Here is a 15,643-nt window from a genome sequence, read left to right as displayed (position 1 = left end):
AACCTTCTTTCCGCGGTGCCCGCTATATGACGACCGCGTTGCAGTGGTACCCCGATGGGCCGGGCCCGCGCCGGGCCGCTGGTCCGGCGCGGACCCGAGGCGAGCCCTTACTTGGAGTAGAGCTCGACGATCAGCTGCTCCTGGACGGGAGCGTCGATCTGCTGGCGGACCGGCAGCGCGTGCACGAAGATCCGCATCCGGCCCTCGGTCTGCACCCCCAGCCAGGCCGGGACCTGGCGCTCGCCGGCCTCGGCGCGGGCGACCTCGAACGGGGCCAGCGGCAGCGACTTCTGCCGGACCTCGACGATGTCGGCCTCGCTGACCAGGTACGAGGGGATGTTGACCTTCTTGCCGTTGACCAGGAAGTGACCGTGGCGGATCAGCTGCCGGGCCATGTCCCGGGACTTGGCGAAGCCCGCCCGGTAGACCACGTTGTCGAGGCGGCGCTCCAGCAGGCGCAGCAGGTTCTCACCCGTCTTGCCGCCCTGCCGGTTGGCCTCGACGTAGTAGTTGCTGAACTGCTTCTCCAGCACGCCGTAGATGCGCTTGGCCTTCTGCTTCTCGCGCAGCTGGAGCAGGTACTCGGTCTCCTTGGGACGGCCCCGGCCGTGCTCGCCCGGCGGGTAGGGCCGGATCTCGATCGGGCACTTGGGACCCATGCACTTGCTGCCCTTGAGGAACAGCTTCATCTTCTCGCGCCGGCAGAGCTTGCAGTCGGCGCCGGTGTAACGAGCCATCTCTCCTGATCTCCTCTGCCTGCCTCAGACGCGACGGCGCTTGGGCGGCCGGCAGCCGTTGTGCGGAACGGGCGTGACGTCCTGGATCGAGCCCACCTCCAGGCCGGTGGCCTGCAGCGACCGGATGGCGGTCTCGCGGCCCGAGCCCGGGCCCTTGACGAACACGTCCACCTTGCGCATGCCGTGCTCCATGGCGCGGCGGGCGGCGGCCTCGGCCGCCTGCTGGGCGGCGTACGGGGTCGACTTGCGCGAGCCCTTGAAGCCCACGTGGCCCGACGAGGCCCAGGAGATCACGTTGCCGTTCGGGTCGGTGATCGAGACGATGGTGTTGTTGAACGTGCTCTTGATGTGCGCGTGGCCGTGCGCGACGTTCTTCTTCTCCTTGCGGCGCACCTTCTTGGCGCCGGCGCGGCTCTTGGGAGGCATCTGCTCTCTCTACTCCTGAGGTCATCGATCCGGACTCCCGGCCCTGCGCGAGGGCGGGGCACCGGACGGCTGCTTACTTCTTGCCGGCCTTCTTCTTTCCGGCCACCGTCTTCTTCTTGCCCTTGCGGGTGCGCGCGTTGGTCTGCGTGCGCTGGCCGCGCACGGGCAGTCCGCGGCGGTGGCGGATGCCCTGGTAGCACCCGATCTCGATCTTCCGGCGGATGTCGGCCTGGATCTCCCGGCGCAGGTCGCCTTCGACCTTGTAGTTGGCCTCGATCCAGTCGCGGAGCTTGACCAGCTCGTCGTCGCCGAGCTGGTGGACGCGCAGGTCCGGGTTGATCCCGGTGGCGCTCAGGGTCTCCTTCGCGCGCGTCCGGCCGATGCCGAAGATGTAGGTGAGAGCGATCTCCACGCGCTTGTCGCGCGGGAGGTCGACGCCCAAAAGGCGTGCCATCTGGGCAGTTCCTTTCCTTGTCGCGGAGGTGTCGACGCAGCGCGTCCCGCTCACACCCTGCCCGGGTGGCGGCCCCGGCCTCCGTCCGGGGGTGGTCCCTTCACACGACCATGCCGTACGACCCTCCAGGGGCTCCCAGGGGAGCGTCCCGGCGAGACGTACGGCTGGAGTGTGAAGGCTCGCGCTGCGCTGTCTTCGATTGTCGGGCCGTCCTCGGCGGCCGCCCCGTCCCGGGGCGACACGCCCGGGCGTCAGCCCTGACGCTGCTTGTGCCGCGGGTCCTCGCAGATGACCATGACCCGGCCGTGGCGCCGGATCACCCGGCACTTGTTGCAGATCTTCTTGACGCTCGGCTTGACCTTCACTGGGTCTCCTACTGCCAGGGTCACCCCCGCGCCGCCGCGCACGGGAGAGGCAACCTCAGTGGGACTGGTTCACTTGTAGCGGTAGACGATCCGACCGCGCGTGAGGTCGTAGGGGCTCAGCTCCACGACGACGCGGTCGTCCGGCAGGATCCGGATGTAGTGCATCCGCATCTTGCCGCTGATGTGGGCGAGCACCTTGTGCCCGTTGTCCAGCTCCACTCGGAACATGGCGTTCGGGAGGGACTCGACGACGGTGCCCTCGATCTCGATGGCCCCTTCTTTCTTGGGCATGTCCTCCGCGCTTCGCTGATCGGTTCATCGGATACGGCCCGGCGCCGTCCGGCGCATGGCCGCGGCCCGTCGCCAAGGCGCCAGAGGCACTGAGGCATGGGAAACGGCGGCCGGAAGTGGACCGACATAGGAGTCTACGGCACCTGGACCGCGAATGCGAAACGAGCGCGTGTTTGGGCCCTGGAGACCGCTGCCGTTCAAGCATACAGCGGCCCGCGCGTTGTACCTTTCCTTGAGGAACCCTTGAGGGAGGCGTCGCTGATGGGGGCTGGTGGGCGGGCTTCAAAGGAGCGTCGGTCGTGACAACAGGCGGGACGCGCGGGGCACGGAGAGGGGCTCGGCATGCCGAGCTATGACTTCGCGCTGATCCTCAGCCGTCCCTTCTCCGAGGACGAGCTGGACCCGCTGTTCGACCGCACCCACGGTCTGGTCACCGTGTCGATCGCCACCGAGCCGCACCACTCCGAGCGGCCCGGCAGCGCCTCGTGCACCTGGCAGGGGCCGACGCTGGCCGCCGCGATCATGGAGGTGGTGGCGCACCTGGAGGAGGCCGCGCCGGGCCTGCGGGTGCAGCGCGTGGAGGCCGATCCGCTGCTGACCATCCGGGACATCGCCGAACGGGTCGGCCGCTCCCCCGACTCGGTCCGCCTGTCGATCACCGGCGCGCGCGGACCCGGCGGGTTCCCGGCGGCGGAGATGTCGCGGGCCGGGCACCGGCTGTGGCGGTGGTCGAAGGTGGCCGCCTGGTACGGCATCGACGACCCGCAGCTGCGCGAGGCGCGGCCGACCGCCCAGGCCATCAACGGCTGGCTGGCGCTGCGCGACGTCGTCCCCGACGTCGCCCCCGCCCCCGAGGACGTCACCTCCGCCCTGTCGGCCGTCATCGCCGAGGTCGCTTGAAGAGCGCCCCCGTCCGACCGGCCGCGGCCGCCCTGACGCCCGCCCGCCGACGGCGGGTCGCGCGCCGTCCCCGGGCGCTCGGCGCGGCCGGCGCCGCCCCTACGGGCCCGGGCGCGGGAGCGCGCCGCGGGTGACTCAGCTCTCCCGAGAGCGAGTCGACAGAACGCCCGGACGGCGGCGAAGATCAACAAGTGTCCGGTACGGGAGCCTGGACCCCGTCGGGCGGTCCGGGCGTCTCGCGGGGTGCCGGAAGGAGGGGGAGATCAGTGGCGATCATCGCGCAGCTCAGCGACATCCACCTGGCGGCCGGGCGGGACGGCGCGGTCGACGACGCCTCGGGGCCCGTCCGGGCGCTGCGGGCGGCGGTGTCGAGCCTGCTGTCGCTGCCCGCGCGTCCCGACGCCGTGGTGCTCACCGGCGACCTGGCCGACGGCGGCCGGCCCGCCGAATACGAACGGCTGCACGCGCTGCTGTCCCCCCTGCCGATGGCCGTCTACCCGCTCCCCGGCGCCCACGACGACCGCGACGCCCTGCGCGCCGCGTTCCGCGACCACCCGGCGATCGCCGCGAGCGGCCGCAGGCCGCAGGACCCCGTGCAGTACGCCGTCGACGTGGCCGGAACCCGCCTGGTGTGCTGCGACACCACCGTCCCCGGCCAGTCGTACGGGGCCATGGACGGCGGGCGGCTGGACTGGCTCGACCGCACCCTCGCCGAGGCCCCCGACACGCCCACCATCGTCGCCACGTACCACCCGCCGCACCCGGTCGGCATCCGGTTCGTCGACGACATCGGGTTCACCGACGCGGCCGCGTTCGCCGACGTCATCGCCCGGCACCGGCAGGTCGTGCGCGTCATCAGCGGGCTCGTGCACCGCGGGACGGTCGGATCGCTGGCGGGCACGGTCAGCACCACCTGCCCCAGCACCTACCGGCAGCTCTACCTCGACATGACCCGCCCCGGACGCGCCGCGGTCACCGGGGAACCCGCCGGGTTCGCCGTGCACCTGGTCTCCGACGGCATGGCCACCACGCACTTCGCCCCCTCGGGCGACTACCGGCCCCTCATGCAGGTCGACTGAGCCCGCGGGCGCGCCTCAGCGCCCGCGGCCGCGCAGGAGGCCGTTGACGAGCAGCACCGCGCCCCACGGCCCCGCCACCCAGATCCACCACGGGTACACGGTGTTCCCCGTCACCGCGAGGATCAGCCAGACGACGAAGTTGACGGCGCTGACGACGGCCCACGTCCCCCACAGCGTCCGGTCGAGCTTGCGCGCCGGCACGCCCGGCGGGACGCGCACGGGCTCCACGGAGGCCCGTTGCGAGGCGGGGACGGGCAGCTCGTACAGGTCCTCCTCGGGCAGGTCCGCGGTGACCTCCTGCAGCTGCCCCAGCGTCCGGGACGCGTAGACGGCCTCCAAGCGCTCGTTCAGCTCGTCCACGGTGATCCGCCCCTGCGCGCAGTGCTCGCGCAGCAGTTCGGCGACGCGGTCGCGGTCGGCGTCGGAGGCGCGGATGTCAGGGTTCGGCGGCATGCCAGCCCCTTTACGGCGGTCAGGAGGAAGTCTTACCCCTCAGCTTCGTCAACCACTCCCGGCCCTCGTCAATGGCCGTGAGCACGCGCGGCCCCTGCGGCGTCACCGCGAAGGTGTGCTCGAAGTGCGCCGAGACGCTGCCGTCCACGGTGACCACCGTCCAGCCGTCGGCCAGCTCCCGGGTCTCCTTGCCGCCGAGGTTGACCATCGGCTCCACCGCGAAGCACATCCCCGCCTCCAGCACCGGCCCGTACCCCGGCTCGCCGTGGTTGGCGATGAGCGGGTCCATGTGCATCTCAGTGCCGATGCCGTGGCCCCCGTAGCCCTCGACGATGCCGTAGCGGCCCTGAGAGCGAATATGGGACTCGATCGCGTGGGAGATGTCGGTCAGGTGCGCCCCCACCACTCCGGCCGCCAGACCGGCCCACAGGGCCGCCTCGGTGACCTCCAGCAGCCGGCGCCGCTCGGCGGAGATCTCCCCCACCGGAACGGTGATCGCCGCGTCGCCGTGCCAGCCCCGCACGATCGCGCCGCAGTCGATGGAGATCACGTCGCCGTCCCGCAGCTCCTTGTCGGCCCGCGGGATGCCGTGCACGACCTCCTCGTTCACCGACGCGCAGATCGTCGCCGGGTACCCGTGGTAGCCCTTGAACGAGGGCACGCCGCCGTGGTCGCGGATGTGCGCCTCGGCCAGCGCGTCCAGGTCCATCGTGGTGATGCCCGGCTTGACCGCCTCGCGCAGCAGCTCCAGCGTGCGGGCCACCAGCAGGCCCGCCTCGCGCATCAGCTCGACCTGCTCGGGCGTCTTGATCTGAATCGCGGGCCTACGCCGTCGGAACATTCCACTCCCTGTGCCGCGCGCAGGGACCGCCAAGCGCGCCGGGCTGACCTTCGGGGACGGACGGTCCTCGGCCGTGCGGTCCCCGGCCGTGCTGGAACGCGGCCCCGTCCACCGGCCCCGGGCACACCGGGGCCGCGCCTCCAGCCTACGCGGGCGCGGCGACCGCGCCGGACGCCCGGATCAGCGCTGCAGCGGACGCAGCGCCGCCAGCGCCCGGTTGGTCACCTCTTCGATCGGCCCGGTCGCGTCGATGCCCACCAAGACGCCCTCGTCGGCGTAGAACTGCACCAGCGGCGCGGTCTGCTGCTGGTACACCTCCAGCCGGTGCCGGACGACCTCCTCGCGGTCGTCGTCGCGCTGGAACAGCTCGCCGCCGCAGTCGTCGCAGATGTCGTCCTGCTTCTCGTCGAAGTCGACGTGCCAGATGCGGCCGCAGCGCGAGCAGGTGCGCCGGCCCGACAGGCGCCGCACCACCTCGTCCTCGTCGACCACGAGCTCGAGCACGATGTCCAGCCGAGCGTCCCACTCCGCGAGGATCTTCTTGAGCGTCTCGGCCTGCGGGACGTTGCGCGGGAAACCGTCCAGCAGGAACCCGTCGCGCGCGTCCTCGGCGGCCAGCCGATCGCGCACCATCGCGATGGTGATCTCGTCCGGCACCAGGTCGCCGCGGTCCATGTACGCCTTGGCCCGACGGCCCAGCTCCGTGCCGCTGCTGACGTTGGCCCGGAAGATGTCACCTGTCGAGATCTTCGGGATGGACAGATGCGATGCGATGAACTGGGCCTGCGTCCCCTTGCCCGCGCCCGGGGGGCCCACCAGGACGATACGCACTACCGGAGGAAGCCCTCGTAGTTGCGCTGCTGGAGCTGACTTTCGATCTGCTTCACGGTATCCAGTCCCACGCCGACGACGATGAGGATGCTCGCGCCCCCGAACGGGAAGTCCTGCGTGGCGTTCAGCAGCGCGAACGCCACCATCGGAATGAGGGACACGAACCCCAGGTACAACGCGCCGGGCGTGGTGATCCGGGTGAGTACGTAGTCGAGGTACTCGGCGGTCGGCCGGCCCGGACGGATACCCGGGATGAACCCACCATACTTCTTCATGTTGTCGGCCACTTCAGTGGGGTTGAAGGTGATGGCCACGTAGAAGTACGTGAAGAAGATGATGAAGCCGAAGAAGACCGCCATGTGCCAGGGGTTGTCCTGCTGCAGGTAGGGCTGGATCTTCTGCAGCCACTTGTTCTCGGGCCACAGCTGGGTGGCCAGCACCGGCAGGTACAGCAGGGACGAGGCGAAGATCAGCGGGATGATGCCGGCCTGGTTGACCTTGAGCGGGATGTAGGTGGAGGTGCCGCCGTACATCCGCCGGCCCACCATCCGCTTGGCGTACTGCACCGGGATGCGGCGCTGGGCCTGCTCGACGAACACCACGCCCGCCATGATCGCCAGACCCACCAGGATCACCAGCGAGAACACGAAGACCCGGCGGTCCTCCGGCTGCCCCTGGTAGATCGCCCAGAACTGGGCCGGGAACACCGCGACCACCTGGGTGAAGATCAGGATGGACATGCCGTTGCCGACGCCGCGGTCGGTGATCAGCTCGCCCAGCCACATGATGACCGTGGTGCCCGCGGTCATGCAGATCACGATCGTGATGATCGTGGTGAGGTCGTTGTTGTACAGGACGTCGCCGCCGCCGGCCACGCCCTGGAACAGCTGCCCGGTGGCGGCCATGGCCACGATGCCGGTCGCCTGCAGGATCGCCAGCCCGACCGTCAGGTACCGGGTGTACTGTGTGATCTTCGTGGTGCCGGCCTGGCCCTCCTTCTTCAGGGCCTCCAGCTTGGGGATCACCACGGTCAGCAGCTGCAGGATGATGCTGGCGGTGATGTAGGGCATGATGCCCAGCGCGAACACCGACAGCTTCAGCAGCGCGCCGCCGCTGAACAGGTCGACCAGCCCGTAGAGCTGGTTGCTCTCCTTGGCCTTGTCGGCGGTCTCGCGCAGGACCTCCGTGTTCACGCCCGGGGACGGCAGCACCGACCCGATGCGGAAGATCACGATGATGAACAGCGTGAACAGTATCTTCTTACGCAGGTCAGGCGTACGAAATGCCCGAGCGAACGCGGTCAGCACCATTCCTCCTGCGCGACTGGTGAATCCATGGCCGCCGAGGGGCCGGTTTCAGGTCGTAGACGGCGGACGCCGAAAGATACCACCCACCGTCGCCCCGACTCTAACAGCACAGGACACCGGGGCCGTGTCGCCGACCACACCGACCCGAAGGTCGCCCCTCCCGCGGAGGCGAGGGGGCCGTGGAGGGCCTCTCCTCCACGAGTGCTCGGCCGTGCCGTCGACGGCCCCGGTGTCACTGTGACGGTGTCCTTCTTTACAGCTGCTCGGCGCTTCCGCCGGCCGCCTCGATCTTCTCCTTGGCCGACGCGGAGAAGGCGTGCGCCTTGACCTGCACGGCCACGGAGATGTCGCCCTGGCCCAGCACCTTGACCGGACGGCCGCGGCGCACCGCGCCCTTGGCGGCCAGGTCCTCGGCGGTCACCTCGCCGCCCTGCGGGTACAGCTCGGCGAGCTTGTCCAGGTTCACCACCTGGTACTCGACCCGGTTGGGGTTCTTGAACCCCTTGAGCTTCGGCACCCGGCGGATCAGCGGCATCTGACCGCCCTCGAACCCGACGGGCACGGTGTCGCGGGCCTTGGTGCCCTTGGTGCCGCGACCGGCGGTCTTGCCCTTGGACGCCTCGCCGCGGCCCTTGCGGGTCTTGCGGCGGTTGGCGCCGGGGGCCGGACGCAGGTCGTGCACCTTGAGCGGAGCGCCCTCGGCGCCGGCCGTGTCCTTGCTCAGATCGGTCGCCATGGTCAGTCGACCTCCTCGACGGTGACCAGGTGGTCCACCGTCCGGATCATGCCGCGCACCTGCCGCGAGTCCTCGCGGACCACGCTCTGCCCGATCTTCTTCAGGCCGAGCGTGCGCAGCGTGTCACGCTGGTTCTGCTTCTCGCTGATCACCGACTTGACCTGGGTGATCTTCAGCCGAGCCATTACGACGCCACCTCCGCCCGCGGCTCGCTGCCGGCGGCGCGCGCCCGCAGCATGGCGGCGGGGGCCACGTCCTCCAGCGGCAGACCGCGCTTGGCCGCGATCTCCTCCGGACGCTTGAGCTGCTTGAGCCCGGCCACCGTGGCGTGCACGATGTTGATCGCGTTGTCGGTGCCCAGCGACTTGGACAGCACGTCGTGGATGCCCGCGCACTCCAGCACCGCGCGCACCGGGCCGCCGGCGATCACACCGGTACCGGGGCTGGCCGGACGCAGCAGGACCACGCCCGCGGCCTCCTCGCCCTGCACCGCGTGCGGGATCGTGCCCTGGATGCGCGGCACCTTGAAGAAGTGCTTCTTGGCCTCCTCGACGCCCTTGGCGATCGCCGCGGGCACCTCCTTGGCCTTTCCGTATCCGACGCCGACCGTGCCGTTGCCGTCACCGACGATCACCAGAGCGGTGAAGCTGAAGCGCCGGCCGCCCTTGACGACCTTGGCGACCCGGTTGATCGCCACGACCTTCTCGATGTACGACTGGCCCTTGTCGGCGCCACCGCGGCGGTCGTCGCGGCGGCCGTCGCGACGGTCGCCACCCTGACCGCCACCGCGCCTCTGCGCTGCCATCAGTGGTACCTCTTCTCGTCTTGCGGTTCGTGGGCCATGAGTCTCAGAACTCCAGCCCGCCCTCGCGCGCACCGTCCGCCAGGGCGGCGATGCGGCCGTGGTACTTGTTGCCGCCGCGGTCGAACACCACGGCGGAGATCCCGGCCTGCTTGGCACGGGCGGCGACCAGCTCGCCCACCTTGCGGGCCTTGGCGGTCTTGTCGCCGTCGAAGGCCCGCAGGTCGGCCTCCATGGAGGACGCCGACACCAAGGTGTGGCCCCGCTCGTCGTCGATGACCTGCGCACGGATGTGCATGTTGGAGCGGGTCACGACCAGCCGAGGCCTCGCGGCGGTGCCGAAGACCTTCTTGCGGACCCGCAGGTGCCGGCGCCGGCGCGCCTTCACCCGCGGCGAGGTGGCCTTCCTGGCCAGGAGCTTGGTGCCTGCCACGACTACTTACCAGCCTTTCCGACCTTGCGGCGGATCTGCTCGCCCTCGTAGCGCACGCCCTTGCCCTTGTACGGGTCGGGCTTGCGCAGCTTGCGGATGTTGGCGGCGACCTCGCCGACCTTCTGCTTGTCGATGCCCTCGACGACCAGCTGGGTCGGCTTCTCCACGCGGAAGGTGATGCCCTCCGGCGGGGAGACCGTGATCGGGTGGCTGTAGCCCAGGGAGAACTCCAGGTCCTTGCCCTTCTGCTGCACCCGGTAACCGACGCCCTGGATGACCAGGGTCTTGCGGTAGCCCTCGGTGACGCCGATCACCATGTTGTTGATCAGCGTGCGGGTCAGGCCGTGCAGCGCCCGAACGGTGTTGACGTCGTTCGGCCGGGTCACGGTGACCTTGCCGTCCTCCAGCTTCACCTCGATGGGCTCGGCGACGGTGTGCCGCAGCTCGCCCTTGGGCCCCTTGACGGTGACCTCCCGGCCGTCGATCCTGACGTCGACGCCGCTGGGCACGGTGATGGGGAGACGTCCGATACGCGACATGATCCGTGTACCCCCCTCACCACACGTAGGCGAGGACTTCGCCGCCCACGCCGCGCTTAGCCGCCTGCCGGTCGGTCATCAGGCCCATGGACGTCGAGATGATCGCGACGCCCAGGCCGCCCAGGACCTTCGGCAGGTTGTCCTTCTTGGCGTACACCCGCAGCCCCGGCTTCGACACCCGCTTGATGCCGGCGATCGAACGCTCCCGGGTCGGACCGAACTTCAGCTCGATCACGAGCTTCTTGCCGACCTCGGCGTCCTCCACGTGCCAGCTGGAGATGTAGCCCTCCTGCTGCAGGATCTCGGCGATGTGCGCCTTGATCTTCGAGTACGGCATCGCCACGGTGTCGTGGTACGCCGCATTCGCGTTGCGCAGACGCGTCAGCATGTCTGCGATCGGGTCGGTCATCGTCATGGCCTAGTGGCCCTCCCTCGCCACGGTTTCCTCCGCGGACCTTTGGCGTGGTCGTGGGCACCCGCTCGCCGCGGGCGCCCGGTGGCTATTACGAACTGGTGCCTGTCACCAGCTGGACTTGGTGATGCCGGGCAGCTCGCCCCGGTGCGCCATCTCCCGGAAGCAGATCCGGCACAGGCCGAACTTCCGGTAGACCGAGCGCGGACGCCCGCAGCGCGAGCAGCGGGTGTACGCGCGCACCGCGAACTTGGGCTTGCGGGCCGCCTTGGCGATCAGCGCCTTCTTCGCCATATCGCTCAGCTCTCCTTGTTGCGATCCTCAGCCGGACGCCCGGCTGCCTCGGAAGCTCAGGCCTCCTTGAACGGGAAGCCCAAGAGCTTGAGCAGCTCGCGGCCCTCCTCGTCGGTCTTGGCGGTGGTCACGATGGTGATGTCCATGCCCCGCTGGCGGTCCACCTTGTCGGGGTCGACCTCGTGGAACATCACCTGCTCGGTCAGCCCGAAGGTGTAGTTGCCGTTGCCGTCGAACTGCCGGGGGGACAGCCCGCGGAAGTCGCGGATGCGCGGCAGCGCCAGCGTCAGCAGCCGGTCGAGGAACTCCCACATCCGGTCGCCGCGCAGCGTGCAGTGCGCCCCGATCGGCATGCCCTCGCGCAGCTTGAACTGCGCGATCGACTTGCGGGCCCGGTTCACCTTCGGCTTCTGGCCGGTGATCATCGACAGGTCGCGGATCGCGCCCTCGATCACCTTGGCGTCGCGCGCCGCTTCGCCCACCCCCATGTTGACCGTGATCTTGGTCAGCGTGGGGATCTGCATGACGTTCTTGTAGCCGAAGCGCTCGCGCATCGCCGGGGCGATCTCGTCCCGGTACCGCAGCTTCAGCCGCGGCTTGGGCACGGGCCGCTCGGTAACGGTCTCGGTCATCGAAATCAGATCTCCTTACCGGTGCGGCGCGAGATCCGGACCTTCGTGCCGTCCTCGTTGATGCGGTATCCGACCCGGACCGGCTTGCCGTCCTCGACGAGCGCGACATTGCTGACGTGCAGCGGCGCTTCGACCGTCACGCGGCCGGTCTGCTTGCCCGGACGCGCCTGGTCGGCCTTGATGTGCTTGGTGACGAGGTTGACGCCCTCGACGACGACGCGCTGCTCGCGCGGGAGGACGCGCAGCACCTTGCCGGTCGCGCCCTTGTCCTTGCCGGCGATGACGATGACCTCGTCGCCCTTCCTGATCTTCATCACAGCACCTCCGGCGCGAGGGAGATGATTCGCATGAACTTCTTCTCGCGCAGCTCGCGGCCCACCGGGCCGAAGATTCGGGTGCCGCGGGGGTCGCCGCCGTCCCTGATGAGCACGGCCGCGTTCTCGTCGAAGCGGATGTAGGAGCCGTCCGGGCGCCGGCGCTCCTTGCGGGTGCGCACGACGACCGCCTTGACGACGTCGCCCTTCTTCACGCCCGCGCCGGGAAGGGCGTCCTTCACCGTCGCGACGATGACGTCGCCGACTCCCGCGTAGCGCCGACCCGAGCCGCCGAGCACGCGGATGCACAGGATCTCCTTCGCACCCGTGTTGTCGGCGACCTTGAGTCGCGACTCCTGCTGGATCACGTCAACTCCTGTTCGTCACACCGGTTCTCCTCCAGGACGCGCCCGGAGGAGCCTGGCGGAACCAATGGGTTTACCTGGCCTCGATCACTTGGCCTTTTCGAGGATCTCCACCACGCGCCAGCGCTTGGTCGCCGACAGCGGGCGGGTCTCCATGAGGCGGACGCGATCGCCGACGCCGCACGCGTTCGCCTCGTCGTGCGCCTTGTACTTCTTCGTGCGGCGGATCACCTTGTGGTACTTGGGGTGCTTGACGCGGTCCTCGACGGACACGACCACGGTCTTGTCCATCTTGTCGCTGACCACAAGGCCCTCCAGCACCTTACGGGTGCCGCGCGGCTTCGTCTGCCCGGTCGTGGTTTCAGTCATCGCCGCCCTTGCCTTCCGCGGACTCCGTCTCCTCGGTGACCGTGACGATGCCGAGCTCGCGCTCCCGCATCACGGTGTAGATGCGGGCGATCTCACGCTTGACGGTGCGCAGCCGCCCGTGGCTCTCCAGCTGACCGGTCGCGGCCTGGAAGCGGAGGTTGAAAAGCTCCTCCTTGGCCTCCTTGAGCTTCTTGACCAGCTCTTCGTGGGGCTCGGTGCGCAGCTCGTCGGCGGTAAGACCCTTGGCCATCAGCCCTCACCGGCCTCTCGCTTCACGATCCTGCACTTCATCGGCAGCTTGTGGATGGCGCGCTGCAGCGCCTCACGGGCCACCTGCTCGTTCGGGTAGGAGATCTCGAACACCACCCGGCCCGGCTTGACGTTGGCCACCCACCACTCGACCGAGCCCTTACCGGAACCCATCCGGGTCTCGGCGGGCTTCTTGGTCAGCGGGCGGTCCGGGAAGATGTTGATCCACACCTTGCCGCCACGCCGGATGTGCCGGGTCATGGCGATACGCGCGGCCTCGATCTGCCGGTTGGTGACGTACGAGCCCTCCAGGGCCTGGATGCCCCACTCGCCGAAGGCCACCTTCGTACCGCCCTTGGCCATCCCCTTGCGCTTGGGGTGGTGCTGCTTGCGGTGCTTGACCTTGCGGGGGATCAGCATGGTCGATCAGCTCCCCTCACCGCTGGGAGCGGACTCGGCGGCCGACGCCGACTGCTCCTGGCTCTGCTGCTGCTTGGACGCGCGCTCGCCGCCGCCCTGGCCCTGACCGCCGCCGCGGCCCCGGCCGCCGCGCCCGCGGCGCTCGCGACGCTCCCGGCCGCCGCCGGCGGCGCGCTGCTGGGCGGCCTGCTGCTCGCGCTCGGCGCGGGTCTGCGCGGCCTCGCCCTTGTAGATCCACACCTTGACGCCGATCCGGCCGAACGTCGTCCGGGCCTCGTAGAACCCGTAGTCGATGTCGGCCCGCAGCGTGTGCAGCGGCACCTGGCCCTCGCGGTAGAACTCCGACCGCGACATCTCCGCGCCGCCGAGGCGGCCGGAGCACTGCACCTTGATGCCCTTCGCGCCGGACTTCATCGCCGACTGGATGGCCTTGCGCATCGCGCGGCGGAACGCCACCCGGCTGGACAGCTGCTCGGCCACGCCCTGCGCGACCAGCTGCGCGTCCACCTCGGGGTTCTTGACCTCGAGGATGTTCAGCCGGACCTGCTTGCCGGTCAGCTTCTCCAGGTCGCCGCGCAGGCGCTCGGCCTCGGCGCCGCGCCGGCCGATGACGATGCCCGGCCGGGCGGTGTGGATGTTGACCTCGACGCGGTCACGGGTCCGCTCGATCTCCACCTTGGAGATGCCCGCCCGGTCCATGCCCTTGGAGAGCATGCGCCGGATCTGGACGTCCTCCTTGACGTAGTCCTTGTAGAGCTTGTCGGCGAACCACACGCTCTTGTGGTCGGTGGTGACGCCGAGCCGGAACCCGTGCGGGTTGATCTTCTGCCCCACTACCGGGCCCTCCTCTGCTTCCTGCCGCCCGCCGAAGCCTCGTCACGCGGCTCCAGCACCACGGTGATGTGGCTCGTGCGCTTGTTGATGCGGTAAGCCCGGCCCTGGGCGCGGGGCCGGAAACGCTTCAGGGTCGGCCCCTCGTCCACCCACGCGCGGCTCACGACCAGCGTGTCGGTGTCGAGCTTGAAGTTGTGCTCGGCGTTGGCGATGGCGCTCGCCAGCACCTTGCCCACCGGCTCACTCGCAGCCTGAGGGGCGAACCGCAGCACCGCCTGAGCCTCCGTGGCCGGCAGGCCGCGGATGAGGTCCACCACGCGGCGGGCCTTCCTGGGCGTGACGCGGATGTACCGCGCCTGGGCCCTGGCTTCCATCGCTAGTTCCTCTCTCCGTTATCTGCCGGTGCTCAGCCGCGACGGCTGCGGCGGTCTTCCTTGACGTGGCTGCGGAACGTGCGCGTCGGCGCGAACTCGCCGAGCTTGTGCCCCACCATGGCCTCGGTGATGAACACCGGGACGTGCTTGCGGCCGTCGTGCACCGCGATCGTGTGCCCGATCATCTCGGGAATGATCATGGAGCGCCGCGACCACGTCTTGATGACGTTCTTGGTCCCCTTCTCGTTCTGCTCCTCCACCTTCTTCAGAAGGTGGTCGTCCACGAAGGGGCCCTTCTTAAGGCTACGTGGCATGACCAGCGACTCCTACCGCTTCTTCTTCGTGCGCCGACGGACGATCAGCCGGTCGCTGGGCTTGTTGGCCCGGCGCGTGCGGCCTTCCTTCTTGCCCTTGGGGTTGACCGGGTGCCGGCCGCCGGAGGTCTTGCCCTCACCACCACCGTGCGGGTGGTCGATCGGGTTCATCGCCACACCGCGGACGGTCGGGCGACGGCCCTTCCACCGCATGCGGCCCGCCTTGCCCCAGTTGATGTTGGACTGCTCGGCGTTGCCCACCTCGCCGACCGTGGCGCGGCACCGCAGGTCCACCATCCGCATCTCGCCGGAGGGCATGCGCAGCGTGGCGTACTTGCCCTCCTTGGCCAGCAGCTGCACACCCGCGCCCGCGCTGCGAGCGATCTTGGCGCCGCCGCCCGGCCGCAGCTCGATGGCGTGGATGACGGTACCGGTCGGGATGTTGCGCAGCGGCAGGCAGTTGCCCGGCTTGATGTCGGCGCCCGGGCCGTTCTCGACCCGGTCGCCCTGCTTGAGGCCGTTGGGGGCCAGGATGTAGCGCTTCTCGCCGTCGACGTAGTGCAGCAGCGCGATGCGCGCGGTGCGGTTCGGGTCGTACTCGATGTGCGCGACCTTCGCCGGCACGCCGTCCTTGTCGTCCCGCCGGAAGTCGATGATCCGGTAGGCGCGCTTGTGGCCGCCGCCCTGGTGCCGCGTGGTGATGCGGCCGCGGTTGTTGCGGCCGCCCTTCTTCGGCAGCGGGCGCAGCAGCGACTTCTCCGGCTCGGAGCGCGTGATCTCGACGAAGTCGGCCACGCTCGCGCCGCGACGGCCGGGCGTCGTCGGCTTGTACTTACGGATGCCCATCTCTTTCGTTCATCCCTTGTCTGCTC

28 protein-coding genes are annotated in these 15,643 nt (G+C 69.6%); 2 read left to right on the top strand and 26 right to left on the bottom strand.

The window, feature by feature from the left end; genetic code table 11:
* Positions 1-107: 107 nt before the first annotated feature.
* From rpsD to infA, 5 genes are all read right to left on the bottom strand, one after another.
* The gene (rpsD, locus tag AR3_RS10420; protein ID WP_067912221.1) at positions 108-737 is read right to left on the bottom strand and encodes a 30S ribosomal protein S4; all 630 of its coding nucleotides are present in this window, start codon (positions 735-737) and stop codon (positions 108-110) included.
* Between the two features lie 24 nt (positions 738-761).
* On the bottom strand, positions 762-1,163 hold the full coding sequence (gene rpsK, locus AR3_RS10415; RefSeq protein ID WP_067912217.1) for a 30S ribosomal protein S11: 402 nt from the start codon (positions 1,161-1,163) through the stop codon (positions 762-764).
* A 73-nt stretch (positions 1,164-1,236) separates the two neighbouring features.
* The gene (gene rpsM, locus AR3_RS10410; protein ID WP_067912212.1) at positions 1,237-1,617 is read right to left on the bottom strand and encodes a 30S ribosomal protein S13; all 381 of its coding nucleotides are present in this window, start codon (positions 1,615-1,617) and stop codon (positions 1,237-1,239) included.
* A gap of 251 nt (positions 1,618-1,868) precedes the next feature.
* Positions 1,869-1,982, bottom strand: coding sequence for a 50S ribosomal protein L36 (gene rpmJ, locus AR3_RS10405; RefSeq protein WP_012854604.1), 114 nt, complete (start codon positions 1,980-1,982; stop codon positions 1,869-1,871).
* Between the two features lie 69 nt (positions 1,983-2,051).
* Positions 2,052-2,273 (bottom strand): translation initiation factor IF-1, encoded by a 222-nt coding sequence (gene infA, locus AR3_RS10400; RefSeq protein WP_067912209.1) that lies wholly within the window; start codon positions 2,271-2,273, stop codon positions 2,052-2,054.
* A 342-nt stretch (positions 2,274-2,615) separates the two neighbouring features.
* Between infA and AR3_RS10395 the strand changes: the two genes are divergently transcribed.
* Together AR3_RS10395 and AR3_RS10390 are read left to right on the top strand one after the other, a co-directional pair.
* Positions 2,616-3,173, top strand: a complete 558-nt coding sequence (locus AR3_RS10395; RefSeq protein ID WP_067912206.1) for a hypothetical protein — start codon at positions 2,616-2,618, stop codon at positions 3,171-3,173.
* A gap of 266 nt (positions 3,174-3,439) precedes the next feature.
* Positions 3,440-4,252 carry a phosphodiesterase gene (locus AR3_RS10390; protein WP_067912203.1) on the top strand — a complete coding sequence of 271 codons (813 nt, stop codon included), beginning with the start codon at positions 3,440-3,442 and terminating at the stop codon, positions 4,250-4,252.
* A 15-nt stretch (positions 4,253-4,267) separates the two neighbouring features.
* On the opposite strand, the gene AR3_RS10385 is transcribed toward AR3_RS10390, so the two are convergent.
* The 21 genes from AR3_RS10385 to rplB form a co-directional block, all read right to left on the bottom strand.
* On the bottom strand, positions 4,268-4,705 hold the full coding sequence (locus tag AR3_RS10385; RefSeq protein ID WP_067912199.1) for a DUF1707 SHOCT-like domain-containing protein: 438 nt from the start codon (positions 4,703-4,705) through the stop codon (positions 4,268-4,270).
* Positions 4,706-4,724: 19 nt separating this feature from the next.
* The gene (map, locus tag AR3_RS10380; RefSeq protein ID WP_067912196.1) at positions 4,725-5,546 is read right to left on the bottom strand and encodes a type I methionyl aminopeptidase; all 822 of its coding nucleotides are present in this window, start codon (positions 5,544-5,546) and stop codon (positions 4,725-4,727) included.
* Positions 5,547-5,726: 180 nt separating this feature from the next.
* Positions 5,727-6,377 carry an adenylate kinase gene (locus AR3_RS10375; RefSeq protein ID WP_067912193.1) on the bottom strand — a complete coding sequence of 217 codons (651 nt, stop codon included), beginning with the start codon at positions 6,375-6,377 and terminating at the stop codon, positions 5,727-5,729.
* Positions 6,377-7,684, bottom strand: coding sequence for a preprotein translocase subunit SecY (gene secY, locus AR3_RS10370; protein ID WP_067912336.1), 1,308 nt, complete (start codon positions 7,682-7,684; stop codon positions 6,377-6,379). Before secY ends, AR3_RS10375 begins: the two co-directional genes overlap by 1 nt.
* 253 nt (positions 7,685-7,937) lie before the next feature.
* Positions 7,938-8,420: a 50S ribosomal protein L15 gene (gene rplO, locus AR3_RS10365; RefSeq protein ID WP_067912190.1), complete on the bottom strand. Its 483-nt coding sequence runs from the start codon at positions 8,418-8,420 to the stop codon at positions 7,938-7,940.
* Positions 8,421-8,422: 2 nt separating this feature from the next.
* A complete protein-coding gene (gene rpmD / locus AR3_RS10360) occupies positions 8,423-8,605 on the bottom strand; it encodes a 50S ribosomal protein L30 (protein WP_067912187.1) in 183 nt (60 codons plus the stop codon).
* The gene (gene rpsE, locus AR3_RS10355) at positions 8,605-9,225 is read right to left on the bottom strand and encodes a 30S ribosomal protein S5 (RefSeq protein ID WP_067912183.1); all 621 of its coding nucleotides are present in this window, start codon (positions 9,223-9,225) and stop codon (positions 8,605-8,607) included. Before rpsE ends, rpmD begins: the two co-directional genes overlap by 1 nt.
* Before the next feature lie 43 nt (positions 9,226-9,268).
* Positions 9,269-9,655: a 50S ribosomal protein L18 gene (gene rplR, locus AR3_RS10350; protein WP_067912179.1), complete on the bottom strand. Its 387-nt coding sequence runs from the start codon at positions 9,653-9,655 to the stop codon at positions 9,269-9,271.
* 2 nt (positions 9,656-9,657) lie between these two features.
* Positions 9,658-10,194: a 50S ribosomal protein L6 gene (gene rplF, locus AR3_RS10345; RefSeq protein ID WP_067912176.1), complete on the bottom strand. Its 537-nt coding sequence runs from the start codon at positions 10,192-10,194 to the stop codon at positions 9,658-9,660.
* Positions 10,195-10,210: 16 nt separating this feature from the next.
* Complete coding sequence (rpsH, locus tag AR3_RS10340; protein ID WP_067912173.1) at positions 10,211-10,609, bottom strand: 30S ribosomal protein S8; 399 nt, start codon at positions 10,607-10,609, stop codon at positions 10,211-10,213.
* 105 nt (positions 10,610-10,714) lie between these two features.
* The gene (locus AR3_RS10335; RefSeq protein ID WP_067912170.1) at positions 10,715-10,900 is read right to left on the bottom strand and encodes a type Z 30S ribosomal protein S14; all 186 of its coding nucleotides are present in this window, start codon (positions 10,898-10,900) and stop codon (positions 10,715-10,717) included.
* Between the two features lie 56 nt (positions 10,901-10,956).
* Positions 10,957-11,532: a 50S ribosomal protein L5 gene (gene rplE, locus AR3_RS10330; protein ID WP_067912166.1), complete on the bottom strand. Its 576-nt coding sequence runs from the start codon at positions 11,530-11,532 to the stop codon at positions 10,957-10,959.
* A 5-nt stretch (positions 11,533-11,537) separates the two neighbouring features.
* Positions 11,538-11,846: a 50S ribosomal protein L24 gene (gene rplX, locus AR3_RS10325; RefSeq protein ID WP_067912163.1), complete on the bottom strand. Its 309-nt coding sequence runs from the start codon at positions 11,844-11,846 to the stop codon at positions 11,538-11,540.
* Positions 11,846-12,214: a 50S ribosomal protein L14 gene (gene rplN, locus AR3_RS10320; RefSeq protein ID WP_067912161.1), complete on the bottom strand. Its 369-nt coding sequence runs from the start codon at positions 12,212-12,214 to the stop codon at positions 11,846-11,848. Before rplN ends, rplX begins: the two co-directional genes overlap by 1 nt.
* Positions 12,215-12,298: 84 nt before the next feature.
* On the bottom strand, positions 12,299-12,580 hold the full coding sequence (rpsQ, locus tag AR3_RS10315; RefSeq protein WP_067912158.1) for a 30S ribosomal protein S17: 282 nt from the start codon (positions 12,578-12,580) through the stop codon (positions 12,299-12,301).
* Positions 12,573-12,830 carry a 50S ribosomal protein L29 gene (gene rpmC, locus AR3_RS10310; RefSeq protein ID WP_067912156.1) on the bottom strand — a complete coding sequence of 86 codons (258 nt, stop codon included), beginning with the start codon at positions 12,828-12,830 and terminating at the stop codon, positions 12,573-12,575. Before rpmC ends, rpsQ begins: the two co-directional genes overlap by 8 nt.
* Entirely contained in the window at positions 12,830-13,249 is a 420-nt protein-coding gene (gene rplP / locus AR3_RS10305) for a 50S ribosomal protein L16 (RefSeq protein WP_067912153.1), read from the bottom strand. The genes rpmC and rplP overlap by 1 nt, the downstream gene beginning before the upstream one ends.
* A 6-nt stretch (positions 13,250-13,255) precedes the next feature.
* Positions 13,256-14,083 carry a 30S ribosomal protein S3 gene (rpsC, locus tag AR3_RS10300; protein WP_067912151.1) on the bottom strand — a complete coding sequence of 276 codons (828 nt, stop codon included), beginning with the start codon at positions 14,081-14,083 and terminating at the stop codon, positions 13,256-13,258.
* On the bottom strand, positions 14,083-14,457 hold the full coding sequence (gene rplV / locus AR3_RS10295) for a 50S ribosomal protein L22 (RefSeq protein WP_067912148.1): 375 nt from the start codon (positions 14,455-14,457) through the stop codon (positions 14,083-14,085). The genes rpsC and rplV overlap by 1 nt, the downstream gene beginning before the upstream one ends.
* Positions 14,458-14,489: 32 nt before the next feature.
* Positions 14,490-14,771: a 30S ribosomal protein S19 gene (gene rpsS / locus AR3_RS10290; RefSeq protein ID WP_067912145.1), complete on the bottom strand. Its 282-nt coding sequence runs from the start codon at positions 14,769-14,771 to the stop codon at positions 14,490-14,492.
* 12 nt (positions 14,772-14,783) lie between these two features.
* On the bottom strand, positions 14,784-15,617 hold the full coding sequence (gene rplB, locus AR3_RS10285; protein ID WP_067912142.1) for a 50S ribosomal protein L2: 834 nt from the start codon (positions 15,615-15,617) through the stop codon (positions 14,784-14,786).
* Positions 15,618-15,643 lie beyond the last annotated feature (26 nt).

Source organism: Actinomadura rubrobrunea NBRC 15275, assembly GCF_001552235.1.
GTDB classification, from domain to species: domain Bacteria; phylum Actinomycetota; class Actinomycetes; order Streptosporangiales; family Streptosporangiaceae; genus Spirillospora; species Spirillospora viridilutea.
Note: the sequence above shows the minus strand (reverse complement) of the source record. Positions and strands in the feature narration are given on the sequence as shown.